Genomic DNA, 25,805 nt, shown 5'->3' on the forward strand with positions numbered 1-25,805 from the left:
AATTATTTATGTGTGTAGCTTAGGGATGTCTTATAACTGAATGCTCACACTTCAAACTCCAAAGAATGGATATACTGGAAAAACTACGGGCAGAAACCCGTGGAGAACATGATAAGCTGGAGGCTATAGGCTTGTCGGATAAAATTATGGACAAAACCCTCAGCCTCGAGGAATATAAAAAACTAATTCGCGTGCATTTTATGGTGCACCAGGCCCTGGAAGAACAGCTGGAGGCAAATGGTGTGGAGGAACTTTTTCCTGCACTGGACTATGAGCAGCGAAGAAAAATGCCTTTACTGGAGCAGGATATTGGCGAGCTGGGGATAGCGCGCGAACCGCTCAGCCGGCAGGAACCGGCCGGCCAGCTGCCGCAGCTGAATAAACCCTTTGGCTTACTAGGCTGTATGTACGTGCTCGAAGGAGCTACCCTTGGCGGAATGGTGATTGTGAAGGCACTGAAGAAAAATGAACATTTATCTTCCCTTGAGAACTTTCATTATTTTGGCTGCTATGGAGGAGAAACCGGTCCGCAGTGGAAGCGTTTTCTGGAGGTGCTGAAGGATGAAGGTGCTCATTCAGAGGCGCAGGAGCCGATTGTAGAGGCTGCCAGGCAAACTTACCAGTACTTTGGAGCAAATTTTAAGAAGTTCCTGTAAATCTGCCGTTCATCCTTTGGTAGGGAACCATGGTAAAAGTTCTGGATAGTACCCGCTGGTTCGACAGCTTCATTAATGGCTTTAATCTTCTATACAAAAGAGGCCTGTTTGCTCAAACAAACAGGCCTCTTTTTGTGAGTAATAAATGGCTATACCTTTCGGGCAGCACTTTGTTTTAGTAGTTTCCGGTCCACGATAAAGGGACCGAAAGGAATGACAGAGGCTACTCCTGCCAGGAACATTTGCCGGAAAGTCCAGTTGAGTCGGAACTTCGCAAGGACAACATATGCCAGGTAGAGCATGAACAGGAGGCCGTGTGCCCAGCCAAGCATTTTAACAGGCTCAGGAATACCGGCCAGGTACTTCAGGGGCATGGCTACTCCTAAAAGAAGCAGAAAAGAAAGACCTTCCATCCACCCGACAAGGCGGAAGGTTTTAGTGAAATTATCGACAGATTTTTGCATAGCTCGAAGGGCAGTTTTATTTTGTTTATCAACTCCTAAAGTACAGGAGAAGGTTCGTAAATAAAAGAAATCTTTAACTGCTTTTTTGCAAAGGAAGTGCACGCTTAAATATTCTCCTTCAGGTTGAAATAACAGCCAGGCTTCCCGGCCTTAAAGGCAGTAAATCCAATGCAGTTAGGGGGGATGGTCGGAAGGCGCTTCCCTTTTTCATCCACTATTTCCAGCTGTCCTTTCTCCAGGAGGCTTTGAAGCCCTTCCATTACACGGGCAGGCAGCAGTCCAGCCTGTAGCCCTTCTTCATATAGTTGTTTATTGTCCACCTTTTTGCTGAGCAAAGCCTCTAAGGTAGAAGTGTCCGTATAAGATACTGGCTCCTCCATGCTGCTGCTAAAGAATCCCAACTGCTGACCTGCGGGTGGCGCAGCATTGGCCTGAGCGGGAGGGAAAGCCTGCAGCATTTTTTCCATCATAAAAGCATCTGCACTCAGGCACAGTAAAGCTGCTTCCGAAAGCTCCTCACCGCCAGTTTCCAGGGCTGTGTAAAAACGGCCCTCCAGCCGGAAGGCTTCTTTCAGGTAGCGACAAAAATCCTGTACGGTTATTTCATCTGAAAAGTAAGGGTGCTCCGCTGGAAACAGCTGGTCTAACGATTGCTTCAATGAGCGGTAAGCAGGCAGCGGACTGTCTTTGTGGGGGTGGAGGTGGAGCTGCCATAAAGCTTTTACCGGCAGAAAGAATATTACCTCAATCTTTTTTCCCGTCAGTAGTCTGAGTGCATCCGGTATTTTTACAGAGGAGTCAGCCAGGTCGAAGAAAAGCAGGTTCTTCTCACTTGCCGGCATTTTCTGCAGGTGGAGTGCCAGCTTCTTTAGTGCTTCGCCAGCGCTTACAGACCAGTGGTTAAGCCTGCAGCTGTTGCTAAGCAGATTAGCCTGCTGTAAGGCTTCGAAAGCTCCATTGGCCAGCGGTTCGGCTGGCGGGGAAAGAAGGGTAAGGGTGAGAGGCCGCAGCGATTGCTGCTGTTTAAGCTGGTGCTGACGCTGCTTGTGCAGGGCATTAAAAATGACGAAAGGAGTTCCCTGCGTACCATGTCGGTTAAGGCCATGCAGACTAAAAAGGTCGAAAAGATTAAGGCGGGTAATAAAGGAAAGAGAAGAAAGCTGGGGGAGATAGCGAAATAAAAAGCTTTCGTACAAAGCCATTTTATGCTGTAGATGCTGAGCTCCTTTATTCTTTAGCTGTTTCTTCATTATTCCATTCCTTACCAAAAGCATAAGAGAGCGCCTTTAGTTTAGCCAGACAAATATACAGAAGACTGTAAAACCAGGATGGGAAATTAAGAGAAATGAAAAATAAATACTAAATATTTTGGTTATTAGGTGGTTTTGGCTAAATTTATGAGTATAAACAGCTAAAATTTATAGTAAAACATCTTGAGCCATGCAAACTACAAGTCTTTTAAGCGATTCTGCTACTGCCATTAAAGTAAAGTTAAGCAGCAAGCGATTGGGTACCGGAAAATGTCAGGTGCGCTTTTTGGCGGAGCAGCCTTTCCTGAAAAAGAATACCCGTGGGCATATGCTGGTCGATGCCAACCTTACCCTTAAGGAAGTGGTCAGCATTATTCGGGAGCGAATTACACAAATGACATTGCATAACCTCCAGCACCATTCTAATTTCTACACAATTGGTCAGGAAATGGGAAGTAGTAACTGTGGTTATATATTTTTTGAAGCCTGAGTAAGTACAGATTGAGCTAAATATTTTAGCTGCCGGAGAGGCTAAAAGAGGCTTAATAAAAAGCCTTGCAGGGTGATTCTGGTTATTTTAGTAAAATTATTAGTATTCTGCAGATTTTTTTTATCTTTATGCTGTTTTAAGGTAAATGGTATCCTGCAGGTTTTTTAAGCTGTGGGTTTTATCTTAAAAATAGAGAATTGAGGAAATTATGAGCATTGTTAGTAATAATATTAAAGCCTTGCGCAAGCAGCTGGGCTTTACTCAGGAGCAGTTTGCAGAAAAAATAGGAATTAAGCGCTCTCTTTTAGGGGCCTATGAGGAAGGAAGGGCAGATCCAAGGCTCAACAACCTGCAGAACATGGCTAAGGAATTTGAGGTGTCTGTCGATTTGCTGATCAGCAGGGACATTAGTAAGCTGGATCGGCAGGAGCTGCAGCGGCTGGTGGCTCAGCAGGCAAAAGCATTGCCAACGGAAAAGCTAAAAGTGCTTTCCATAACCGTCGACCAGAAGCAAAAGGAGAATATTGAATTAGTACCGCAAAAAGCGGCTGCCGGTTACCTGAATGGATTTTCTGACCCGGAGTATCTGGAGGAGCTACCGCGCTTTCAGCTACCAATGTTGCCAGGTAATGGAACTTACAGGGCGTTTGAAATTACAGGCGACTCCATGCTGCCACTCTTATCGGGAACCGTGGTTATCGGACAGTATGTCGATAAATATCAGGATATTCGTAATGGCAGAACGTATGTACTGGTAAGCAATAAAGAAGGTGTTGTATATAAGCGGGTCTTTAACTATGTAGAGGAGAATGGAAAGCTCTTTTTGGTATCGGACAATAAAGCCTATGCCCCTTTTGAGCTTGGTATAGAAGATGTTCTGGAAATTTGGGAAGCAAAAGCTTTTATAAGTCTACAGTTCCCCGACCCTGAAATTCAGGCCGATTTAACCCTTGATAAACTGGCGAATATTGTAATGGACCTGCAGCAGGAAGTAATTAAGCTTAAAAACAGGTAGTAAATACTAAAATAAATACTAAAAGAAGATAAAAAAGAAAGCGAAGCGTCTGTAGGAAGGTGCTTCGCTTTTTTTATTCTGTAGAAGAAAGGAAGTTGCCAAATACTTAGCCACCGGCCTTTCCAATAAAAGGGGCAGTAAAGCTTTTGCCTGTTTCCAATCCCTCTACCTATCTTTTTTAGCTTCAATTTACTTTTTAAAAAGGCCTTTCAGGTCCTGCTCCAAGCGTTCGAGGCTGTTGGAGCGGGCTTCCGGTTCGGTTAAACTTTCTCCGAATTTAAACCATAGTCCTTCGCCGGTGGCAAGATATTTTCCTCTCTTTTTTGGTTCCTGGATCGAAGCCTGCTCATAATCATAATCAGGAACGTAAATGCTTTTCATCAGACTTTTAAGCTGCTTCCAGTCCGGCTGCGCAAATTCCTCTTCCATTCCCGCATGTTGCTGCCGGGCCGTAATGGTACGCTGGGCAAAGGAAGCTTCTAAAAAAATCTGGTGCTGGTTGTTCCCAGACCCAATTTCTTTGTATACCAGTTGAAAAGGAGCCTCTCTCCGGGCAATTTCATATATTCCCTGAACAAGTTCCTGCATAAAGTATTCCCAGCTGGACAGGTCGGCCGGAAGCCCTTCAAATAAAACTTTATCCTCATGGTCCAGCAGGCGTATGTGAAGGCTGCCTTCTTCGGGCTTAGGTCGGCTTGGCTTTTTAGGCCAGCTTTGTTTATCAACCTGTTGATGAAGCGCCTGCTGCCATGCCTCAGTTAACTTTCCTTCCCATTGCCAGTCATCATCAAGGGTAAAGCCCTCATCGGTAATCTCCTCCTCACTTAGCTCTTCGCGGTGCAGGTATTCAATTTTATAGTTGGCCAGCGCCTGCTGCAGCTGTATATCAAGGGTATAGGCGTAGTGGTAAGGGGCGGGTACAAGGCTGCCCGCATCAAAGGTAATATGAATGCTTTTTACGCTCTTCGAATCAATATTCATAAGAAAAATGCTTTTTCGATAATACCGCTAATGGTCACCATAACTTTAATACTTTTTAATGTAATCGACAGCGGCCATCAAAGTTACGATGCTTCCGGTAAGAATTACCAGAAAACCCAAAAGAAACCTTCCAGGCGCTTTATGGGTAAAATATAGTATGAAGTATTTGAATATATTTTTGATAGTATTGATAGGGATAAGTATGAGTGGCTGCCAGGAAAAACTCCTTGCTGTATTGGAGGAAAAGTATGAGGCGCTAAATGAACAGGCTGAATATGTATCAGTAGAGGGGGTGCCTGTTGCGAAAAAGATGCGGTTTCTGGAATTAAGTGAAGAGGTAATGCCGGAGGGAGCCGAGTTGAAGCAGATTGCGCTGATTCGCCATGGGGAGCCAGACCTAAACAAGATCGGTCGCTTTAATTATAAGGAGGCCAAGCAGTACATCAAGGACTATGATAGTGTAGGTATACTCATACCGGATGAGCCATTTTTTGAGCTGGAAGAGGAGGAGGAGGTGCTCATTTTTGTAAGTAACCTGAACAGGGCTATCTCTACGGCTAAATACCTTTTTGGCACCGAGCGGGACATCACCCAGTCTGCAGAGTTTAGGGAATTTGAGCGGAGTCTGGGTGATCGCCGGATTAAAATGGATCTTCCTTTACGCTACTGGACTATTACGGCCCGTATAGAATGGTTGCTGGGTTTCAACGAAGAAGGAATTGAAAGTTTTGAAGAGGCCAGAGAAAGGGCCATGGCTGGGGCTATTAAGCTGGCGACCCACAGTGAGCGTCACGATAAAGTGGTGCTGGTGGCGCATGGGTTCCTCAACAGGTATATCAAGAAGTACCTGAAAGACCTTGGCTGGGAGGTGGTAAGAGATGGAGGTAGGGACTATCTGGGTGCCACTATTCTTGCAAAAATTGATGAAGAAGAGGGTGGCTCAATTGCGCAAATGGATTAGAATATTTTTTTGAGGCTCCTGCAGCTCTACCATCGCCTCCTGATAGGAAGGCACACTTAAGACTACTTCAGGATTGTTGGAAATGCCGTAGGCTTCCTTCGGATAGCTAAAGATGTTCGTGTCCATTTTGCCGTTTTCATTCTCATCGTGCAGCAGAGAAATGGCATAATCGCCATAGGGTAAATCTTCGAAGAAGAAAATTACCTTATCTTCCTTTGCCTCTACGGAGGCCGTACGGAACGACTTTGCTTCATCATCCGGAAAGCCCTCTTCTCCCTGAAATAAGGCAGCGCGGATAAGTCCTTCGGCCGAATCGATGCCGGTAACCGTTACTTTTAGGGTGCCCCTTTCTTCTTTTGGGATAATGAAATTAAGAAAAATAAGCGAACAGCTGAGGATAAAAAAAGTCTTCATCTAAAAGAATCAGGGTTTGTCTATTAACGCAGCAGTAGCTCCTTTCTGTATCTTTCCGGATGGGGTGAAACAAAAATTTTTCACAAAAAAAATAGCTTTCGGTAGTTCGTATTTGCCGAGTACCAGCTTTAAATGGGAAAAAACCTCTGTTTCTGTAGCGGTAGTGAAAGGAGCACCTTCAGCTATAAGAACTAGCCGTTGCCCCAGTTGTTCTTCGGGCAGGGCCCAGGCAAAAACTTTTCTTTCTATACCCAACTGTAAAAAGGCTGCCGCCGCCAGTGCATCAATTTTTTCAAGCTGAATTTTAATACCTCCGGAATTGATAATATTATCGGCCCGACCTATCCAGCGAAAGCGGTTTCCTCCTGATAAGTCCACCACATCATTAGTAACGACGGGAATATTGCCTGTTACGGCTCCTTCTATTACCAGGCAGCCTCTACTGTCCTGGCTTAGCTTTACCTCCGGAAAGGCGGTAAAGAAATCGGTTGCTTCCGGACCGTTTAGCCTCTGCAGGGCAATATGCGATACAGTTTCGGTCATGCCATAGGTGCTGAACAGAGGGGCTTTTATATTGCGCAACTGCTCCCGGAGAGAGGAGCTTACCGCTGCTCCTCCAATGATAACAGCCTTCATGTTTTGTAATATGGCTTTGCTGTGCGGGTTCCGCAGAATCGCTTCCAGCTGCAGGGGTACAAGGGCTGAAAAGTCAAAGTGTGTATCGGTAGGCAAATGAGCCAGTGGGTCGGCCGATGGTGGTGTCGCCGTGAGGTGGAGGCCATGTTCCATAGCCCTAACCAGCATCATTTTTCCGCCAATATATTCCGCATTTATACAGAGAAGAGCAGAATTACCTGCGGAGAGCCCCAGAGCTTTTACAGTTTGGCGGGCACTGGCCTGCATCTGCTGCCGGCTTAGTGAAATAGGTTTGGGCTGACCTGTAGAGCCGGAAGTATGAATGGTAAAACTATCCTGCCCCTTGAGCCAGCTTTGGCAAAAGCGGAGAAGAGCTTGGGTAAAGGAATCGGTTATGGTAGGTTCAAACTTTCCTTGCAGGATATTTTCTTCGGTATAATGGCTGTCACCAATTTGTAATGAAAAATGATCTGGCATAAAGGGAGTGAGAATAAAAAGAAAAGCTATTCAAAATTTTCAATCTTCTACTGATTGCTCAGCCCGATATCCATTTTGAATAGCTTTTAATTACTTAACTATACGTTGCTGTATATCAGTAAGTTGCGAATTATAAAATATTTTTAAAAAAATCAGGTGCATCTCTTTAACCGCTATTTTTATTACTAAAAGGATTTACCCAATAGGTTGTTTTTTACGGAATCCACTTGATGTCCTTAAAGTTAGGTTTCCTTTTCTCCAGGAAGGCATTGCGGCCCTCTTTGGCTTCCTCCGTCATATAGGCGAGGCGGGTGGCTTCACCGGCAAATACCTGCTGGCCTACCATTCCATCGTCGGTGAGGTTAAAGGCAAACTTCAGCATCTTAATAGAAGTAGGTGATTTCGCCAGTATCTCCTGCGCCCACTCATAGGCTGTATCTTCCAGCTCCTCGTGCGGAATGACGGCATTAACCATTCCCATATCATAGGCCTCCTGGGCAGAGTAATTACGCCCGAGGAAAAAGATTTCCCTGGCACGTTTCTGCCCCACCATTTTTGCCAGGTAAGCCGAGCCATAGCCACCGTCGAAGCTGGTTACATCGGCATCTGTTTGCTTAAAGATGGCATGTTCTTTACTGGCCAGGCTAAGGTCGCACACCACGTGCAGGCTATGGCCGCCGCCTACCGCCCAGCCCGGCACCACGGCAATAACCACCTTCGGCATAAAGCGAATTAGTCGCTGTACTTCCAGTATATTCAGGCGGGGCATGCCTTCGTCATCTACATAGCCCTGGTGGCCGCGGGCATTCTGGTCGCCGCCGCTGCAAAAAGAATAGACACCATCTTTGGTAGAAGGTCCTTCGGCCGATAGCAGCACCACCCCAATAGAGGTATCTTCGCGGGCATCGAGGAAGGCTTCAAATAACTCTCCTACTGTTCTGGGGCGAAAGGCATTGCGTACGTTCGGACGGTTAAATGCGATACGGGCTACTCCATTCGCCTTTTTATAGGTAATATCCTGGTATTCCTTTACTGTTTGCCAGTTTGCTTTACTCATGTTTATCTAAATTATTATTTTACTTGCTTTTAGGTGGTCGGGAAAACTTCACATTCCATTTATGGAGAAAATAAATTCCTTTCGGCTTACCGAATGAACCTGTTACTCATAGGCATGAATTCCCTGTTTATACCGCTTTAGCAGCTCAGCATTGGTTTTGCTGTCTGTTTCTACTTCCAGCAGTTTTGGACCGCCCTCTTCCGACAGGAAATCTGGTAAAGCAGTCTCCAGTGCTTCTCTACTGCTGCAATGGAAATATTGCAGGCCAAACTCCCGCGCGGTGGCGGCGGCTGTAAGGGGTTGCCGGGTCTCGAAATATTCTTCCAACTCCGGCTGCTCGCCTGGTCCTTTTATAAGTCTGAAAATGCCACCGGCATGGTTGTTTAGCACCATAATCCGGAGGTTAGGAGGGAGGTAATTATTCCAGAGGGCATTACGGTCATAGAAAAAGGCCATATCGCCGGTTATAAGCAGGTGCAGGCTTTTATCTGCCAGGGCAGCGCCAAGAGCCGTGCTGGTGCTGCCGTCGATGCCACTGGTGCCGCGGTTCGCCAGCACCTCAATATTTTTTTGTGAGGTGTAAAGCCCTATAAAATTAGCATAACGTACGGCGGTACTGTTGGCCAGGTGCAGTTTATAATGCGGCGGAAGCTGGCCCAGGCAAAGCTGAACGGCATGAAATTCCCCCCAGTTTTCGGTTGGCTGGAAAAAAGCCGCAGCGGCCTTTTCGCTTTTTTCCTGATGCGAAAACCATTCCTGGCGGTACACTTTCTGTTCCTTCACTCTTTCTTCTGCCTTTATGCCCCGGTTGTTCAGCTCCATAAAAAACCGGGCAGGTTCCATCGGAATAATCCTGCTAAGGCTTTGGAAGGTATCGGCCACCTCGCCGGCTGGTTGCAGGTGCCAGTGTGCCTTTGGCTGGTACTTCCGTAAGAATAACTTCAGGTTTTTACTAATGACAGACTTCCCAAAAGTTATCAGCAGCTCTGGCTGAAGCGCTTCCAGCTCCGGCTCATTGCTCCGGCTCAAAAAGCTATCCTGCAGGCGGATGGCACTTTCAATTCCATGCAGGTTGCTGATGATATCTGCCACCACAGGAATCTTCTGTACGCGGGCGGTTTGCTGCAGTTGTTTCAATAATACTGCATCCGGCTGCTGTTGTCCGCCTACAATAAGCTTCCGGCCAAAGCTCTTCCATTCCAGCTCCAGCTGGCTCCATTGCTCATTACTTAAAGAGGAGGCAGGAGCCCAGTTTTCAATGGTTCTGATTTCTTCCGAATAGTACCAGCGCTCTCCTTCTGCCGGGTAGAAGGGTTCCCGAAGAGGGATGTTAATATGTACAGGCCCGGCAGGGAACTGGCGGCTAAGGTTAATGGCTTCGTTAAGGCTGCGGTTTACCTGCCACTGGGCATCGGGGTGGCGAAGGTCGGCGGGCAACTGCCAGGCTTTTTTGGCATGGGCACCATAAATATTTTGCTGGCGGATGGTTTGTCCGTCGAGCTGGTCAATCCATTCAGGAGGGCGGTCGGCTGTAAGTACCAGCAGGGGAATTTGCTGGAAAAAGGCTTCGGCTACTGCCGGGGCATAGTTATAGGCGGCAGTGCCGGAGGTGCAAATCAGTACCACGGGCTGCTTTAGTTGCTGGGCCATTCCAAGGGCGATAAAAGCTGCGGAGCGTTCGTCGCTTATGGTTCGGGTGCGGATGTGTGGGTGCCGAGTAAATGCCAGCGTGAGGGGGGCGTTACGGGAACCCGGAGAAAGAATGGCTTCCTTAATGCCCTGCTGTGCACAAAGTGCGGCTATATCGTTAACAGACTGTAAAATCAAAGGCGTAAAAAATTATCTAAAACAAATATCGGCTATGCAGGCCAATATTAAAAATTGGTCTGCTAAATCTATTCCCGAGCCATAGCCAAAAAAAAGCCGGTGGTAAACCGGCTATGTTTTATTAAATTTATCTCCATGCAATGGGTGGGGGAGCGGAAGAAGTGAGTTCATGAAGGATAAAAGCTTTCAGGGTATCTGCTAATAATGCTCATTCAAATAATCAACAGGTTGCTTTAGTCTCCTGCATCCCCTAGGAATAAGAGCCATTGATGAACACTTCGTCTCCAGCTTCCTGGCTCTTCAATCTATTATCTGTTATTTCAGATCTCCCACCTTTACCTTAAACCTGGAAATCATTGAACCCATGTGTTGGGTCAAGGTCCAAAACCCGTGAAGGAGTATCGACAATCATACCGCGGTCGCCCAGGAACACGATAGGTGTATAGAGCATCTCCGGGTTGGCCACTAAGGCTTTTAACCACTCTTCTTCGCTCAACTCCACATCACTAAACTTTTCTTTATAAGTAGTAGAGCCTTTATCGACCAGGTCTTGCGCCCGTCTGCCCAGCTTATCCAGCATTTCTATCAGCTGCCGGGAGTTTGGCATATTTTTTCTTACATCTATATCATTAATATGCTCCGTAAGCTGCTTCACTAAATTATAGGTATTCTTATCGCGCTTCACATCCGGATTCCAGTATATGATCGCTTCTCTTTTATTATATTCCATACAGTCATTTCAATTTTACTTGTATACGAAAAACGGTACAGAAGTTGAATTGTTTAGGGCCTTAAGCAGGGCCGCTTCCGTTCAGGTGGAGCAGATTGTTGTAATCGTCCAGCACAAACATGCTTCCGGTATAAGTGAGTTTGTAGAGAGAAGTATTATGGTGCTCAAAAATATCCATTTCCGATAGCGGGTAGTTGAGCATCAGGCAGAGCAGTATCCGCATGGCCCTGCCGTGCATACAAATAAGGATATTCTCTGCTTTCTCTTCCCGGGTTAAATAGTCCAGTACCAGCTTTTGTCGCTCCTGTACCTGCAGGGGACTTTCTCCACCTTCAATCATTACATGCAATTCTCCACTTTGCCAGGCCTTCACCACCTTCATATACTCATCGTGGTCTTCTGCAGTAGAGGTTTTTCCTTCCTTTATTCCCCAGTTAATCTCATTGAGCCCTTCAAACTGTATATGCGGAATGCCGGCCTCTATAAAGCGTGCCACCGTCTGATGGGTTCTGATAAGTGCGGAGGTATATACCCGCTCGAAAGGATGCTCACGATAGAAGTTCCATAACTGCTCCGCCTGCCATCGGCCGGTATCGTTAAGCGGAGCATCAATGCCGCTGCCCTGTACAATTCCGTTTTTATTGTATTCGGTTTGTCCGTGCCTGAACAGAAATATTTTTTTGCTTTTCAATTTTGCCTTAATTTTACACTCCCTGCCGGAATTTAGTTGATATTTGGGCGTGCCCCTATTGCCTGAGGAGGTACAAGCGGGGCGGACTTTCGGCCCTCACCCAGGCACCCAAACAAGAAGGTTTGGGTTTAAACACGGGCCTTTACCCCTCACGCAGGGCTAAAATTACGAAAAATATGGTATTTAAACCTGGTATCAAGCTCGAAGCACTCAACCAAATGAGCAAAAACACACTGCTGGAGCACCTGGGAATTAAATTTACGGCTATAGGGGAGGACTCTCTTACGGCCCGAATGCCGGTCGATTCCCGTACTCACCAGCCCTTCGGGCTGCTGCATGGCGGGGCATCTGTTGCCTTGGCCGAAACCCTGGGGAGTGTAGCTGCTCATTGCTGTATCGATACAGAAAAAGAGTTTGCCGTAGGGCTGGATATCAATGCCAATCACCTGCGAAGTGTGAGGAGTGGCTATGTGGTGGGGGTGAGTAAACCTATTCATATTGGAAAATCAACCCAGGTGTGGGAGATCCGTATCTCCAGCGAAGAGGGCGTGCTAGTGTGCATCAGCCGGATCACTATGGCGATACTGGAAATGAAATAATATGAAAGAAGCGGAGGAACTGCTTTCAGAACATTTTTTAGAAATTCCTGCGGAAGAGGCACTAGAGCGGCTCCTATTCTCTGCTCTGGCCGAAGGCTTGCCTGTAGCCTGTTGGCGCTCTCCCGGCCAGCAAAAATGCCACCTTCTTATCGACCTTTCCGGGAAGGCCAGGACCGTCCATCCGGAGGTGGAAAAACTGCCATCCGGCTTTGTGTTTACTCCTTATGCGGCCGACCTCGTCGAAGCAGGGGCGGCCGAAAGTAAGCAGAGCCTTTTATTAGAGGCTCACCTCTATCTTACCACTGAGTCCGGAGCTTCGGTGCAATTATCGCCTGACCTGAGTCCTGCACTCCAGGAAAAAGCAGACGCTTTACTGGCCCGTGCATTGGAAGTGGAAGTAGGGGGAAAGGTCCTGCCTTATTTTGTGCAGCCGGGGATACAGGCCAGCGGAACAGAAAAAGAACAATATTGCCAGCTGGTTGCACAGGCGATACAGGAAGTTAGGGAGGGGGAGCTCCAGAAAGTGGTGTGTGCCCGAAAAAAGGAAGTTAAGCTCAAGTCGGATTTTCAGCTACTGCCCTTCTTCCGCACGCTTTGCCAGGCCTATGTAAATGCTTTTGTATCCTTTGTGAGTATTCCGGAGGTAGGGAGTTGGCTGGGCGCTACGCCGGAAACCCTCATCAGCATCAATGAGCAGAAGATGTTCCGGACCATGGCCCTAGCGGGTACACAGCCCAAATCTGCTGCTCCGCGCCCGGCCGAGGCAGTATGGCGACAAAAGGAGATAGAGGAACAGGCGCTGGTAAGTCGTTACATTATTAACTGCTTTAAAAAGATACGCCTAAGGGAGTTTGAGGAAGTGGGACCGCGAACCGTGGTGGCTGGCAATCTTATGCATTTGCGCACCGACTTTGTGGTGGATATGGAAGCGACAGGTTTCCCGGCGCTTGGTAGCCAGATGCTGGAGCTCCTGCATCCTACCTCTGCCGTTTGCGGGATGCCTCGTACGGAAGCCAAGGTGTTTCTGAATCAGCACGAGCAGCTGAGCAGAGAATTTTATGCAGGCTTCCTGGGTCCGGTAAGGGTAGAAGGCGAAACTCATTTATATGTAAACCTCCGCTGTATGCAGTTGCTTCAGAAGGAGGTTATTCTATATGCCGGTGCAGGAATTACTGCCGACTCTGAGCCTGAGCGGGAGTGGCAGGAGACAGAACAGAAGTGTGCGACCCTTGCCGCCTTTCTGGGGGCTGAATAAGTTTTTCGGTTTTTTCCGGAGTCCAAGAGCTCATTACCCTTTTTTGTCTCTAATTCTTTAAGCTCGGCTGAGGTGTGGCCGACTCAACTCTTTCCCTTTCCAGAACTGGAGTACCGAGGGAGTAGAGATGGCGTTGAGAGGTTTCCGTCTGCGAGGGGTGGATGGGCGCCATGAGAAAAAAAGATTAATCTAAAAAAGCAAAAAGGCTGCTGATGTTACCATCAAACAGCCTTTTTGCTTTTATTTTATTTAAGGATTACCGGCGTCCTACGCGGCGGGTAGGCTTGTTTTCGTCCTCAATGTCGTCGTCCACATCGGCAAGAATACGGCCACAGTGTTCGCACACGATAAGCTTTTTATGGTCGCGAATGTCGGCACGGCGTTGTGGTGGCACCAGGTTAAAGCAACCTCCGCAGGCACCGCGCTTAACGGTAACAACTGCGAGTCCGTTCCGGGCATTGCCGCGAATACGCTCATAGCCTTTTAGCAGGCGATCTTCTACCCGCTTGGCGGCTTTTTCACGGTCGCTTAACAGCTTCTGTTCTTCATCTGAGCTTTCTTTGGTAATTTGATCCAGCTCTTTTTTCTTGGCATCCAGGTCTTTTTTGCGCTCTTCCAGCTGTGCTTTCGTCGCATCAATTTCTTCCTGCTTGCGCTCAATCTGGGCATAGCCCTCTTTAATGCGCTTCTCCGAGATTTGTATCTCTAACTTCTGAAGTTCTACTTCTTTGGTAATGGCATCGTACTCGCGGTTATTGCGGACGTTCATCTGCTGCTCTTCGTACTTCTTAATGAGCTTTTCAGAGTCCTTAATGCTTGTACGATTATTTTCGATACCTACCTCAATATCCTTTAATTCGTTCTCGTATTTAGTGATCCTGGTTTGGTAGCCGGCAAGCTCGTCTTCCAGATCGCTTACTTCTTCCGGGAGGGCACCTCTTATTGTTTTAATGGCATCCAGGGCATTGTCAATATTTTGTAGCTCCAGTAAGGCCTCTAATTTTTGTGATACGGTACTTTCCATGTATGCTTTATACGTAACTTATTGGGTTCGTGCTTATTTCGCTCAAATAGAGTGCAATATTACTAAAATTTTCTCTTAAATTCTCATAAATGAGTTCTTTTGTGAAAACCTCGCTTTCGTAATGCCCGATATCGGCAATCAAAATCTGCCCTTCAGCATCAAAAAACTCATGGTACTTAAAATCGGCAGTTACCAGCACATCGGCTCCTGCTGCTTTTGCAGCGGAAAGTAAAAAGCTGCCTGCACCTCCGCAAACTGCTATTTTTTGTACAGTTCCCTGGGGTAAGGCGGTATGGCGGATGCAGGAAAGCTGCATTTTTTCCTTGAGCTGCTGCAGGAATTCTGTAGCCTCTACTGGGGCGGGTAAATAACCCACCATGCCTGCACCCGTTTCCTGGTATTCATTTTCCAGGGTATGTAAGAAATGGGCAACCTCCTCATAAGGATGGGCTTCCAGCATGGCAGCTCTTATTTTATGACTCAGATAAGCAGGGAAAACAACTTCTACCCGCTCTTCAGCAACCTCTTCCTGTTTATTTTGTGTACCAATGGCCGGATTAGCCTCCTCCCCGGGTTTAAAGGTGCCGGTGCCCTCCACTCTAAAGCTGCAGTTGCTGTAATTGCCTACCTGTCCGGCCCCGGCGGCATAAAGGGCCGAAAGTACTTCCTGTGTATTTTCCTTCGGTACAAAAAAAGTAAGCTGCTGGAGAATGCCACTTTTCTTGGCTAGTATCTCTGCTTCCTTTAGCCCGATTTTGTCGGCTATCTTTTTATTTACCCCACTTTGTACGTTGTCTAGGTTAGTATGAGCGGCATACAATGCGATATCATTTTTGATGGCTTTTATTACCGTACGCTCCACATAATTTCGGCCTGTGAGGGACTTGAGACCTTTAAAGATGATGGGGTGGTGGGCTACAATAAGGTTGCAGCCGCGGCTAATGGCTTCTTCTACCACTTCTTCGGTAATGTCTAAGGTAATGAGCACTCCCTTTACCTCCTCCTGCCGGTTTCCGGTAAGGAGGCCGGCATTATCATAGCTTTCCTGAAAGGGTAGTGGCGCCCAGCTTTCTAAATAATCGGTAAGGTCTTTAATCTTCAGCATAATTTCCGAAATTTGCAGTCGTTCAAAAATAAGCAATTCGTGCTCCAATGCCAGCTACAGAGAGTAAAAGCTTTAGCTAAGCCAGCCATTCATGAAAATTCAGCAGACGCTCCTTTATCCTTTTTCAATTGTATATGACGGCATCACCCGGCTGCGGAACCATCTTTACGAACTGGAGATGAAGAAAAGTGTTGCATTCACCCCGGTGCTTATTAATGTAGGTAATCTTTCCGTGGGCGGAACAGGGAAAACCCCTATGGTTGAATACCTGATTCGCCTGTTGCAACAGGATTACCGGCTGGCTACTCTCAGCAGGGGCTATGGCCGCCGCACGAGAGGTTTCCGCCTTGCAGGGCCTGAAGAGTCGGCTAAAACACTGGGTGATGAGCCTTACCAGCTATACCAGGCCTGGAAGGATAAGATTGTAGTGGCGGTAGGGGAAGAGCGAACGGCTGCTATTCCGGAAATCTTGTATGCCCACCCGGAGGTAGAGCTGATTCTGCTGGACGATGCCTTCCAGCACCGGGCAGTAAAAGCCGATTTTAATATACTGCTCACCACCTGGCAGCGCCCTTTCTTTGATGACTATGTGTTGCCTGCGGGTCGCCTGCGCGAAGCCCGAAAAGGAGCAGCCAGGGCAGAAGCCATCGTGGTAACCAAATGCCCGCCCTCGGTGGACGAAAAAAAGCTGGAAGCTTACCGGACCTCCATTGCCCGCTATGCAGGAGCGGGAAAACCTGTATTTTTCAGTACCCTTGCCTATGATGCGCCGCAGCCCTTTAAAGGCGAACCCCTGGCGGCTCCTGAGAAAGTAGTATTGGTAAGCGGGCTGGCGAATGCCTCCCTGCTGGAGGAGGAAGTGAAGGGGCGCTTTCAGCTATTAAAGCATTTTCCGTATCCTGACCACTATAACTATAAGAAGGAAGACCTACAGCAGGTGGTTGATTTTGCCCGGCAACAGGAGGGAGCGGTTTTGCTTACCACTACTAAAGATGCCGCCAAATGGCAGGACCCTGTTCTTAGCCAGCTCCTTGAGAGAGTGCCGGTATATACTTTGCCGGTTCGGCACCGTTTTTTGGCAGGCGAAGAGGCCTTTCGTTTGCTACTTTCAAAAACTATTGTCGAAAAAATGAAAGTTTAAGCCTATTTATTAATTTTGAGCGTGCAAAAATATAAACTACCTGTACTTTATCTCCTGTTTCTGGTGCTGCTGTTGCCTCTCAGTCTTTCGGGCCAGATTCTCGACGATAGTACAAAACTGGTCTACGGCCCTACCACCACCCGTTATATTACAGAGAGCGATCTCCTGTATAATGCCGATCCTACTGATTTCGCTTACCCGGATACCCTTATCAATAACTTTTACCAGTTCGATGAGCTGGAAAGGCTGGATTATCGCTATCAGAATTTAGGAAATGTAGGCACTGCCCTGAGTCCAATATTTTATGAGGCTCCGGAAGTAATTGGCCTGCGAAGTGGCTTTGATGTATATGACTACTGGTTTTATGCACCCGAAGATTTCGAATATTATAATACCCGCTCACCATACACCGACCTCACATATTTTCTGGCCGGGAATGGCCGTTCTCTGGTAGAGGTAACGCACAGTCGAAATGTAACCCCTAACTGGAATGTGGGTTTTGACTTCAGGCGCCTTACTGCCGATAAGCAAATTGGCCCAACCCGTCGCAGGGGCGATAAGCAGATTGTTTCTACTGCCTACGATTTGTTTACCTATTATAAAACACAGGACTTGCGCTACCAGGTGCTGGCTAATTTTTCCCGCCTGAAACACACGGTAGATGAGTCAGGAGGTATAGCGGTGAATGTTTTGCCGGAAGATATTTCGAACATCATTGGCTATGAAGATTCAGAAATAAGGCTGGAGAATGCCAGTAGTGAGTTGTTGCGAATCAATTATCACCTGTTCCATCAGTATAAGGTAAATGAGCTGACGGAGGTATACCACCGGTTCGATCGCCAGACAGAGGCCAACGAATATATCGACGACCCGCTGAGCAGGGACCTCAGGTATTATGAGCAGGCCCTGATTAATGAAACCATCACCCACGATAGCCTGCACCAGTCCTACTGGCAAAATGAACTGGGGCTCAAAGGAGAGGTGGCGGCGCTTTATTACCGCCTGTATTACAAGCGGAAGGATATTCGCTACGCTCCCAAGTATTTGCAACCGCTGGAAGAGAGTGAAGATTATACCGGCTTTAGCCTTCGCCTGGCGGCCGACAGTTCGCTGATGCTTTCGGCCGAAGGAGAATATTTGTGGGGGGGCTACTACCGTGCAGCCGGTTTCATACGCTTTAAATGGTTGCAGGCGGGCCTGAGCCGTACAAAGTTTAAGCCGGCTTATATTACCCAAACCTATTTTGGAAACCATGGTGAGTGGCATAATCAGTTTGAGGCGCCCGTGGCGAATGAATTAAATGCTGCGGCAAACATTCCTTTTAAACGCCTGCAATTTTCGGCGGGTGTGCGGGCGGCACTGGTGGAGCGCCCTTTGTATTTTACTGCCGATAGTCTAACGCTCAATGGGCGTCCTGTAAATGTTAGGCCGGTACAGACTACAGGTTCGGCGCAAACCCTTTCACCTTTTGCTTCTTTCCGCTGGGAGTTTGTTCCGCGCATTTTCTGGGAAAATGAGCTAACCTACAGCATGGTAAGTGGTGAGGCGGCAGAGGCCTTCCATGTACCGGAATGGCTGTACAATACCTCCATATATTACGAAGGTGAAATGTTTGGGGGCAACCTGGTAGGGCAGCTGGGTGTCGATGCCAACTGGCGATCTGCTTATTATGCCAATGCCTACGACCCGGTTATGCAGCAGTTCCTGGTGCAGGATGAGTTCCTGGTACCGGCCTATCCCATCATTAACCTGTTTTTTGGTTTCCGAATCAATACTACCAGGGTATTTCTGCGGATGAGCCACCTGAATGAAGGGATACCGGACAATGGCTACTTTACCACTCCATTTTACTCAGGCACCGGCCGCACCTTTGACCTTGGTATTGACTGGTTGTTTTTCGATTAAGAGCAGATGGATTATTCTAAAAATGTATTAGGCCTTCAGCTTCCTTCTGATCCGCGCTGGGTGAACATTGCTGAAAAAAATATTGGCGATATCCTGATTGACCATGCCTGGTGTGAACAGAAAGCAGCCTCTTCCTGCATTTCTCTTATTGTGATGTTTCCTGAAAAGGAGGCGCTGGTGGAAATGCTTACCCCTGTTGTGGCAGAGGAATGGAGCCACTTTGAGCGGGTGCTCGAGCAGCTGGAAAAGCGTGGTATAAAGCTCGGACCTATTCGCCGCGATGAATATGTGCTGGAGCTGAGCCGGCATGAGCGAAAGGGAGGGAGCAGGGATAGGCAGCTGATGGATAAGCTGCTTATAAATGCGCTTATCGAAGCCCGTAGTTGTGAGCGCTTTAAACTTCTGTGGAAGTATATTCCGGACGAGGAGCTGCAGAAGTTTTATTACGAATTAATGGTGTCGGAAGCAGGACACTATAAAAACTTCCTTCAGCTGGCAAGGGAATATATGCCTGCGCCTGTAGTGGAAGAGAGGTGGCAGGAGCTGCTCCGTATCGAAGCCGACATCCTCCGGAACATGGAGGTACGGCCTGATAGAATGCATTAAGTAAGAGAGTGGGAGAGAGGTAAGCCCCAGCTTTTTGTGGAAGAACGATTGAATTAGCCCGCTGTAATTATTGCCACGTAGATGCAACCTTTTTTAAAGAAGCAGTGTCTTATCACCGCAAATCCTTTCTAACTTCAGCATCTTTACCATGAAAAAGATCATCGGAATACTCTTTTTGGTTTTATTACTTGCCTGCGAAAAAGAAGAGGGAATAGAGTTGTTGCCTGTCGATTCGGCCCTCCGGATAGAAATGACAGAAAGTGTGAAAGAGAGCTCTTCCGAATTTACCCTCATTATTACGACTGAGAAAGACTATCCCTGCCAGGGGTACATCCTTATCCGGGAAAAAGAGGTAAAGGATAATCGATTTACTATTTCTTTTACAGGAGTAAAGCCGCCGGAAGGAGGGTGCCTTACTGCCTTAGGACCGGCAATGGCGTTTATTTCATTAGGTAATCTGACAAATGGGGTGTATGGAGTAACCATTCATCATGGCAATTTTTCCAGTGCAGGAAGGATAGAAGTAACGGATGAAGAAGTTTTCCTTGATTTCGACGGGCAGGAAGGAATTATCATTCCAAATTCCAGGCTGCAAAGATAAAGGCAACATCCGGCGCCGGGGTATCTTCATAAATATTTTCTTTAGGAGCAGAAAAGGTAATTTATGGTTATGAATCGCCCGTTTTCTTGCTTCTCTTTTCCTTTTTTGTTTTTCCTGATTTAAAATATTTTGCCAATCAGTTGAGCTTTCATGGCTTAAGTCCTATATTTGAATCATCAATTACCCCGGCGTAGTTGATTTATACCGAAGAGGTGAGAGTACAGGCTCTACGACCCTCTGGCAACCTGCCGCTAAGCAAGGTGCCAATTCCTGCCCAAACGTATAGGGAATTATAAATTGACTAAAGGCCATGAGCATTTCAATTATTACATCCGGTTTTTTCAAGATTAGCCAGCAGCTTTATTTTTCTAATATGGCATCTGCAGTTAATTGTTGTTGCTGTTAATCTGCCTGGCGGGCTTCTCCTTTTTCTTTTCTGTTAATTTTCCGGATACCTGATCAGAATCAGGCAAGGCCTTACCTGCTTTACAGCACCTTTCTGCTGTTTTTCAATGTTTTTATCAAACAAGAATTTCTGTCATGGCAATAATGATCACCGATGAATGCATCAACTGTGGTGCCTGTGAGCCCGAATGTCCGAACACTGCCATTTATGAAGGTGGCATGGAATGGACCTGGAGCGGTGGCACGGATTTAAAAGAAGTTAAACTGGAAGATGGAACAGTCGTGGAAGGGAATGCCCCTCAGGAACCTGTTTCAGATGAATTCTACTATATCGTAACAGGTAAGTGTACAGAATGTATGGGCTTTCATGAAGAGCCGCAGTGTGCCGCTGTTTGCCCTGTAGACTGCTGCGTGGATGACCCCGACCATCGCGAATCAGAAGAAGAACTGCTGGCCAAAAAGGCGTGGTTGCATAATGAGTAGGAGACGGGAGATTTGAGACGTTAGATATAAGAAGTAAGACATAAGATAAAAAATGGAGCGTAAACAACATTTTGAAACCCAGGCAGTACGAACGCAAACGGAAAAGAGTAGCCATCGGGAGCATACAGCACCCATTTATATGACTTCCAGCTTTACGTTCGAAGATGCAGAACAGGCGCGGGCCTTGTTTAACGATGAACAGGAAGGAAATATTTATACCCGCTTCTCTAACCCGAACAACAATGAGCTGGTAGAAAAGCTGTGTTTGTTAGAAGGAACGGAGGATGGTATTACCACCGCCTCCGGCATGGCGGCTATGTTCTCGAGCATGGCTGCGCTCCTGCAGAGCGGCGACCACATTCTGGCATCGCGCTCTCTTTTTGGCTCCACCCATCAGATTCTTACCCGCATATTTCCGAAGTGGGGTATTACGCACACCTATGCTGATATCGACAAGCCTGAAAGCTGGGAGAATCTGATTCAGCCCAACACAAAGCTTATTTTTGTAGAAACACCTTCTAATCCGGGGCTCGATTTGGTAGACCTGGAGTGGCTGGGTAAGCTGGCCGGGGCCCATGGTTTGCTGCTGATTGTCGATAACTGCTTTGCTACTCCTTACCTGCAACAGCCCGCCAGCTATGGCGCACACATTGTGGCCCATTCCACTACCAAGTTTATCGATGGACAGGGGCGTACCATTGGCGGGGCAATACTTGGTAAAAAAGAATTAATACAGGAGGTGCGCTTTTTCGCCCGCCATTCCGGTCCCGCTCTTTCACCCTTTAACGGCTGGATTCTTTCTAAAAGCCTTGAAACTTTGGCCGTTCGCATGGATCGTCATTGCGATAATGCACTTAAGCTGGCGGAGTACCTGGAGGGGCATGCGGAGCTGGAGTTTGTAAAGTATCCTTTCCTGTCCTCGCATCCGCAATATGAGCTGGCCAAGAAGCAAATGAAAAAGGGGGGTGGCCTTATTACTTTTTCTGTTAAGGGGGGAGTGGAAAGAGGCCGTAAGTTCCTGGATAGCCTGCAAATGCTTTCGATAACGGCCAATCTGGGCGATACCCGTACCATTGCCACTCATCCTGCCTCTACCACCCATTCGAAACTGAGTGCGGAAGAGCAGCAGCAGGTGGGGATTACTCCAGGCCTTGTGCGGGTGAGTGTAGGCCTTGAAAACATAAACGATATACTGGAAGATATTGAAAATGCGCTGCGGGCTTCTAAAGGAATAAGCCAGGTAGCGGTAGATAAATAAGCATTATGAAACTGAGAAACATCCATAGCGCCCTTTTGGAGCAGTTGGTAAATGCCTTTTGTTGCTGTTGCATGTATTGCATGTACATAGGCTGCTGTATGCCCTATCCAGCGCAGAGGACTATCCACAGGAAGGAGTAATTTATCAGTTTAACAGAACCGATAAAGCCTCTGCGGATACCCGCAGAGGCTTTTTTTATGAATCAGAAAAAAATAATCGACATGGCACTTAATACATTTAGTTTACCGGAAAATATAAACGAGGCAGCGCGCGAAGACATCATCGACCTGCAGGAGAAGATTAACCGCTTTAAAAAAGGCGATATTTTAGAGGAGCGCTTTAAAGCCTTTCGCCTTACGCGTGGGGTGTATGGCCAGCGGCAATTGGGGGTGCAGATGTTCCGCATCAAAATACCCTACGGAAAGTTAACGGCAGCCCAGCTGGTGCGCATTGCGGAAATCAGTGAAAAATATACCAACGGCAACCTGCACACTACTACCCGCCAGAATATTCAGCTGCACTATGTGCACCTGGAAGATACCCCTGAAATGTGGGCAAAGCTTGAAGAGGTAGGAGTAACCACCAAAGAGGCTTGCGGCAATACCGTCCGCAATATTACGGCCTCTCCGCTGGCAGGCATCGATGCCGAAGAGCCTTTTGATGTAGCGCCTTATGCCGAGGCGGTATTCCGTTATTTTCTGCGCAAGCCTGTTTGCCAGGACATGGGCAGAAAGATTAAAATGGCCTTCTCCAGCAGCGAGCACGATTCTGCCTATACCTACTTCCATGACTTTGGCTTTATTCCGCGCCTGAAGGGAGACGAAAGAGGTTTTAAAGTAGTGGTAGGGGGCGGCTTGGGGGCACAGCCTTTTATCGCAGAAACGGCCTATGAATTTCTACCGGAAGCAGAGCTGATTCCTTTTCTGGAAGCAGCCCTGCGTGTTTTCGACCGTTATGGCGAACGCGAAAAGCGCATGAAGGCCCGCCTGAAGTTTCTGCTGGATGAAAAACGGGGCATTGGACTGCAAAAGTACAGGGAATTGATTGAAGCAGAATATGCCGGGCTGGCAAACAAGCAGGTAGTGGTAGATCATGGCCTGGTAGAACAGCCTCTTATTCCGGCGCCACCGGCCGTACCAGAGGTCCATATGGCCGATGTTGAAAAATACGAACAGTGGCTGAAAACAAATGTGTTTGAGCAGAAGCAAAAAGGCTTTTATGGCGTGCAGATAAAGCTGCAGCTGGGCAATATCTCTGCTGAAAAAGCAAAAGAACTGGCCAGCCTCCTGCAGCAGGGGCTTGCGGCCGACGACATCCGGGTAACCATTAACCAGGGGCTGTTGCTGAAGTATGTACGCAAAGAAACGCTGCCTTACCTCTTTTACCGCCTGAACCACCTGGAGTTGGCCGAGCCTGGCTTTGGCACTATTGTCGACATCACTGCCTGCCCCGGTACCGATACCTGTAACCTTGGCGTAACCAATAGTACAGGAGTGGCCCAGGAACTGGAAAGAGTCATCAAAGAAGAGTATCCGGAGCTGATTGCCAACACAAGCATCGATATTAAAATCAGCGGTTGCATGAATTCCTGCGGGCAGCATATGGCCTCCAGTATTGGCTTGCACGGCAGCTCCATTAAAAATGGAAATAAGGTAGTGCCGGCCCTGCAGGTGGTATTGGGCGGCGGTGTAGACCCTTCGGGGAAAGGCTTTATTGCCGAGAAGGTGATAAAGCTGCCTACCAAGCGCATTCCGCAGGCACTGAGGTCCATACTCGATGATTATGAGGAGGGAGCACTGGAAGGAGAATACTTTAACGACTACTTCACGCGCCAGGGGAAAATGTACTTCTATTCGCTGCTGAAGCCCCTTGCTGACCTATCGACCCTACAAAAAAACGATTACATTGACTGGGGGCACGATGCGGCCTTTATCCCGGAAATTGGTACGGGTGAGTGTGCCGGCATAAGCTACGACGTGGTGGGCACCATTATCAACGATTCAGAAGAGCGTTTATACCTCTCTGATAAAGCTTTTGAAAAGGGACATAATGCCGATGCGATCTACCATGCCTACAGCTCCCTGGTAATTGGAGCGAAGGCCATGCTCCTGAGCAAAGATCTGCACTGCAATACCCAACAGGGCATTATTACCGACTTCAATACCCACTTCTATGAAAGTGGTGAATTTGCTCTTGAGCAGCCCTTCGATGCCCTGGTACTGCAAATGAATAAGCAGGAGCCTACCGTAGATTTTGCAGAAAGCTATCGCAAGCAGGCAAGCCGCTTCCTGGAGCAGGTAAAGCAAAAAAGAGCAGAGCAGCTGGCAGAAACCAATAGTGGCGATAAAGTAGTAGTTCAAAATTATTATAAGGCATAAATGATGACAGGAAAATTAACATTAGTAGGAGCAGGGCCTGGTGATCCGGAGCTGATTACTCTGAAAGGAATTAAAGCATTGGCCGATGCCGATGTGGTGCTGTATGATGCCCTTGTACACCCGGAAGTGCTGGAGTATGCTAAAAAGAGTGCTGAGAAAATTTTTGTTGGCAAGAGAGCCGGCAGGCATAGCCTCAGGCAGGAAGAAATCAATCAGCTGATTGTGGAAAAGGCCGTTGGCGGAAAACACGTGGTACGACTGAAAGGAGGCGACCCTTTTATTTTTGCCCGTGGTAAGGAAGAGCTTGAATATGCGGAAACCTTCGGCATTTCAACAGAGGTAGTGCTGGGTATTTCCAGTATCAACCTGCCGGGTTACTACGGCATTCCGCTTACCCGCCGGGGAATTAATGAAAGCTTCTGGGCCATTACGGCTACCACCAAGGAAGGAGTGCTTTCGGCCGATGTTGCACTGGCAGCACAATCGTCGGCTACCGTGGTGCTGTTTATGGGCCTGGGGAAGCTGGAAGAAATAAGCCGCCTGTACCAGAAACAGGGAAAGGGGCAGCTGCCGGCAGCCATCATTTCTAAAGGCTCGCTGGAAGAGGGGCTGGTTTACTTTGCCACGGTAAGTACGCTGGTAAATACCCGGAACCGCGAAAAAATAGCTGCCCCGGCGCTGCTTGTTATAGGCGAGGCTGTCGGGACTCACGAGTTTTTCTATGAGAAGGTACGTAAGCTGAATGTCGCCATAACGCCGCAAAACCCATTCCGGATATGAGCCAGGGAATTAGCAAAGAGAGCGGCAATCTGCTGTTTCCGATTTTTCTGAAACTGGATCAGCTCGATATTTTAATTGTAGGCGGAGGAAATGTGGGGCAGGAAAAACTGGAGGCCCTCCTCAAGAACAATCAGGAGGCGAAGGTGAGGCTTATTGGTACGCACATCAAAAGAGAAATATTTGCCCTGGCGGCGGCTCATCCGGGTGTGCAGCTGGAAGAACGATCCTTTGATTATGCCGACCTGGAGGGGATAGAAGTACTGATATTAGCCACCGACTCTCCCCAAACCAATGCCGAAATACAGGAGCTGGCAAAGGAAAAAGGAATTTTGACCAATGTGGCCGATACGCCACACCTGTGCGATTTCTATCTGGGGTCTACCGTGAAAAAGGGAAACCTTAAAATAGGAATTTCTACCAACGGGAAGTCACCCACTTTTGCCAAGCGCTTCCGCGAACTGCTGGAGGAGAGCCTGCCTGATGATATTGATGAGCTGCTGACTAACCTACACCAGCTACGGAATATGCTAAAAGGGAATTTCCAGTACAAGGTGAAAAAATTAAACGAATACACCGCCAGTCTTTTAGCTGGTCAGGGAAAATAAAGGAAAAAGAA

At 47.6% G+C, this 25,805-nt stretch carries 26 protein-coding genes and 1 riboswitch; of the genes, 15 read left to right on the forward strand and 11 right to left on the reverse strand.

What is annotated here, in order from left to right; translation table 11 throughout:
• The first annotated feature begins 65 nt into the window (after positions 1-65).
• A complete protein-coding gene (locus tag F752_RS0109100) occupies positions 66-656 on the forward strand; it encodes a biliverdin-producing heme oxygenase (protein ID WP_017731417.1) in 591 nt (196 codons plus the stop codon).
• A 149-nt stretch (positions 657-805) separates the two neighbouring features.
• Here the strand turns inward: F752_RS0109100 and F752_RS0109105 are convergent, their stop codons facing one another.
• Entirely contained in the window at positions 806-1,120 is a 315-nt protein-coding gene (locus tag F752_RS0109105) for a DUF3817 domain-containing protein (protein WP_017731418.1), read from the reverse strand.
• A gap of 104 nt (positions 1,121-1,224) precedes the next feature.
• Positions 1,225-2,370 (reverse strand): hypothetical protein, encoded by a 1,146-nt coding sequence (locus F752_RS0109110; protein ID WP_017731419.1) that lies wholly within the window; start codon positions 2,368-2,370, stop codon positions 1,225-1,227.
• Positions 2,371-2,560: 190 nt separating this feature from the next.
• On the opposite strand from F752_RS0109110, the gene F752_RS0109115 reads away from it, so the two are divergent.
• The gene (locus F752_RS0109115) at positions 2,561-2,860 is read left to right on the forward strand and encodes a hypothetical protein (RefSeq protein WP_017731420.1); all 300 of its coding nucleotides are present in this window, start codon (positions 2,561-2,563) and stop codon (positions 2,858-2,860) included.
• 208 nt (positions 2,861-3,068) lie between these two features.
• Positions 3,069-3,875, forward strand: coding sequence for an XRE family transcriptional regulator (locus F752_RS0109120; RefSeq protein WP_017731421.1), 807 nt, complete (start codon positions 3,069-3,071; stop codon positions 3,873-3,875).
• A 189-nt stretch (positions 3,876-4,064) separates the two neighbouring features.
• On the opposite strand, the gene F752_RS0109125 is transcribed toward F752_RS0109120, so the two are convergent.
• The gene (locus F752_RS0109125) at positions 4,065-4,856 is read right to left on the reverse strand and encodes a hypothetical protein (RefSeq protein WP_017731422.1); all 792 of its coding nucleotides are present in this window, start codon (positions 4,854-4,856) and stop codon (positions 4,065-4,067) included.
• A 202-nt stretch (positions 4,857-5,058) separates the two neighbouring features.
• Between F752_RS0109125 and F752_RS0109130 the strand changes: the two genes are divergently transcribed.
• The gene (locus F752_RS0109130; RefSeq protein WP_160164100.1) at positions 5,059-5,817 is read left to right on the forward strand and encodes a histidine phosphatase family protein; all 759 of its coding nucleotides are present in this window, start codon (positions 5,059-5,061) and stop codon (positions 5,815-5,817) included.
• Here the strand turns inward: F752_RS0109130 and F752_RS0109135 are convergent.
• The 6 genes from F752_RS0109135 to F752_RS0109160 all read right to left on the reverse strand — a co-directional run bounded on the left by F752_RS0109135 (position 5,797) and on the right by F752_RS0109160 (position 11,649).
• Positions 5,797-6,231, reverse strand: a complete 435-nt coding sequence (locus tag F752_RS0109135) for a DUF2141 domain-containing protein (RefSeq protein ID WP_017731424.1) — start codon at positions 6,229-6,231, stop codon at positions 5,797-5,799. The genes F752_RS0109130 and F752_RS0109135 overlap by 21 nt on opposite strands.
• A 9-nt stretch (positions 6,232-6,240) precedes the next feature.
• Positions 6,241-7,344, reverse strand: a complete 1,104-nt coding sequence (locus tag F752_RS23780; protein ID WP_017731425.1) for an AMP-binding protein — start codon at positions 7,342-7,344, stop codon at positions 6,241-6,243.
• A gap of 214 nt (positions 7,345-7,558) precedes the next feature.
• Positions 7,559-8,401 carry a 1,4-dihydroxy-2-naphthoyl-CoA synthase gene (locus F752_RS0109145; RefSeq protein WP_017731426.1) on the reverse strand — a complete coding sequence of 281 codons (843 nt, stop codon included), beginning with the start codon at positions 8,399-8,401 and terminating at the stop codon, positions 7,559-7,561.
• A gap of 102 nt (positions 8,402-8,503) precedes the next feature.
• The gene (gene menD / locus F752_RS0109150) at positions 8,504-10,228 is read right to left on the reverse strand and encodes a 2-succinyl-5-enolpyruvyl-6-hydroxy-3-cyclohexene-1-carboxylic-acid synthase (protein WP_017731427.1); all 1,725 of its coding nucleotides are present in this window, start codon (positions 10,226-10,228) and stop codon (positions 8,504-8,506) included.
• A gap of 340 nt (positions 10,229-10,568) precedes the next feature.
• Positions 10,569-10,958 carry an ArsC/Spx/MgsR family protein gene (locus F752_RS0109155; protein ID WP_017731428.1) on the reverse strand — a complete coding sequence of 130 codons (390 nt, stop codon included), beginning with the start codon at positions 10,956-10,958 and terminating at the stop codon, positions 10,569-10,571.
• A gap of 61 nt (positions 10,959-11,019) precedes the next feature.
• Positions 11,020-11,649, reverse strand: coding sequence for a histidine phosphatase family protein (locus tag F752_RS0109160; RefSeq protein ID WP_017731429.1), 630 nt, complete (start codon positions 11,647-11,649; stop codon positions 11,020-11,022).
• Between the two features lie 176 nt (positions 11,650-11,825).
• Between F752_RS0109160 and F752_RS0109165 the strand changes: the two genes are divergently transcribed.
• A complete protein-coding gene (locus F752_RS0109165; protein WP_017731430.1) occupies positions 11,826-12,248 on the forward strand; it encodes a hotdog fold thioesterase in 423 nt (140 codons plus the stop codon).
• Position 12,249: 1 nt separating this feature from the next.
• Entirely contained in the window at positions 12,250-13,503 is a 1,254-nt protein-coding gene (locus F752_RS0109170) for a chorismate-binding protein (protein WP_017731431.1), read from the forward strand.
• A gap of 256 nt (positions 13,504-13,759) precedes the next feature.
• On the opposite strand, the gene F752_RS0109175 is transcribed toward F752_RS0109170, so the two are convergent.
• Both F752_RS0109175 and F752_RS0109180 read right to left on the reverse strand, forming a co-directional pair.
• Positions 13,760-14,527 carry a zinc ribbon domain-containing protein gene (locus F752_RS0109175; RefSeq protein ID WP_017731432.1) on the reverse strand — a complete coding sequence of 256 codons (768 nt, stop codon included), beginning with the start codon at positions 14,525-14,527 and terminating at the stop codon, positions 13,760-13,762.
• A 7-nt stretch (positions 14,528-14,534) separates the two neighbouring features.
• A complete protein-coding gene (locus tag F752_RS0109180) occupies positions 14,535-15,632 on the reverse strand; it encodes a Nif3-like dinuclear metal center hexameric protein (RefSeq protein WP_040664494.1) in 1,098 nt (365 codons plus the stop codon).
• 91 nt (positions 15,633-15,723) lie between these two features.
• Here F752_RS0109180 and lpxK point away from each other — a divergent pair, with 91 nt between their 5' ends.
• The 9 genes from lpxK to F752_RS0109235 all read left to right on the forward strand — a co-directional run bounded on the left by lpxK (position 15,724) and on the right by F752_RS0109235 (position 25,794).
• Positions 15,724-16,773, forward strand: coding sequence for a tetraacyldisaccharide 4'-kinase (gene lpxK / locus F752_RS0109185; RefSeq protein ID WP_017731434.1), 1,050 nt, complete (start codon positions 15,724-15,726; stop codon positions 16,771-16,773).
• 21 nt (positions 16,774-16,794) lie between these two features.
• A complete protein-coding gene (locus F752_RS0109190; protein WP_236613998.1) occupies positions 16,795-18,678 on the forward strand; it encodes a putative porin in 1,884 nt (627 codons plus the stop codon).
• Positions 18,679-18,684: 6 nt separating this feature from the next.
• Complete coding sequence (miaE, locus tag F752_RS0109195) at positions 18,685-19,284, forward strand: tRNA-(ms[2]io[6]A)-hydroxylase (RefSeq protein ID WP_017731436.1); 600 nt, start codon at positions 18,685-18,687, stop codon at positions 19,282-19,284.
• Between the two features lie 148 nt (positions 19,285-19,432).
• Entirely contained in the window at positions 19,433-19,885 is a 453-nt protein-coding gene (locus F752_RS0109200; protein WP_017731437.1) for a hypothetical protein, read from the forward strand.
• A gap of 196 nt (positions 19,886-20,081) precedes the next feature.
• A riboswitch (SAM riboswitch) is annotated at positions 20,082-20,184 on the forward strand.
• Positions 20,185-20,425: 241 nt separating this feature from the next.
• Positions 20,426-20,773, forward strand: a complete 348-nt coding sequence (locus tag F752_RS0109210; RefSeq protein ID WP_026135629.1) for a 4Fe-4S dicluster domain-containing protein — start codon at positions 20,426-20,428, stop codon at positions 20,771-20,773.
• 52 nt (positions 20,774-20,825) lie between these two features.
• The gene (locus F752_RS0109215) at positions 20,826-22,031 is read left to right on the forward strand and encodes a trans-sulfuration enzyme family protein (protein WP_017731440.1); all 1,206 of its coding nucleotides are present in this window, start codon (positions 20,826-20,828) and stop codon (positions 22,029-22,031) included.
• 221 nt (positions 22,032-22,252) lie between these two features.
• The gene (locus F752_RS0109225; RefSeq protein ID WP_017731442.1) at positions 22,253-24,409 is read left to right on the forward strand and encodes a hypothetical protein; all 2,157 of its coding nucleotides are present in this window, start codon (positions 22,253-22,255) and stop codon (positions 24,407-24,409) included.
• Entirely contained in the window at positions 24,410-25,189 is a 780-nt protein-coding gene (cobA, locus tag F752_RS0109230; RefSeq protein WP_017731443.1) for a uroporphyrinogen-III C-methyltransferase, read from the forward strand.
• Positions 25,186-25,794 carry a precorrin-2 dehydrogenase/sirohydrochlorin ferrochelatase family protein gene (locus tag F752_RS0109235; protein WP_017731444.1) on the forward strand — a complete coding sequence of 203 codons (609 nt, stop codon included), beginning with the start codon at positions 25,186-25,188 and terminating at the stop codon, positions 25,792-25,794. The genes cobA and F752_RS0109235 overlap by 4 nt, the downstream gene beginning before the upstream one ends.
• The last annotated feature ends 11 nt before the right edge of the window (positions 25,795-25,805 follow it).

The organism is Nafulsella turpanensis ZLM-10, assembly GCF_000346615.1.
GTDB classification, from domain to species: Bacteria; Bacteroidota; Bacteroidia; order Cytophagales; family Cyclobacteriaceae; genus Nafulsella; species Nafulsella turpanensis.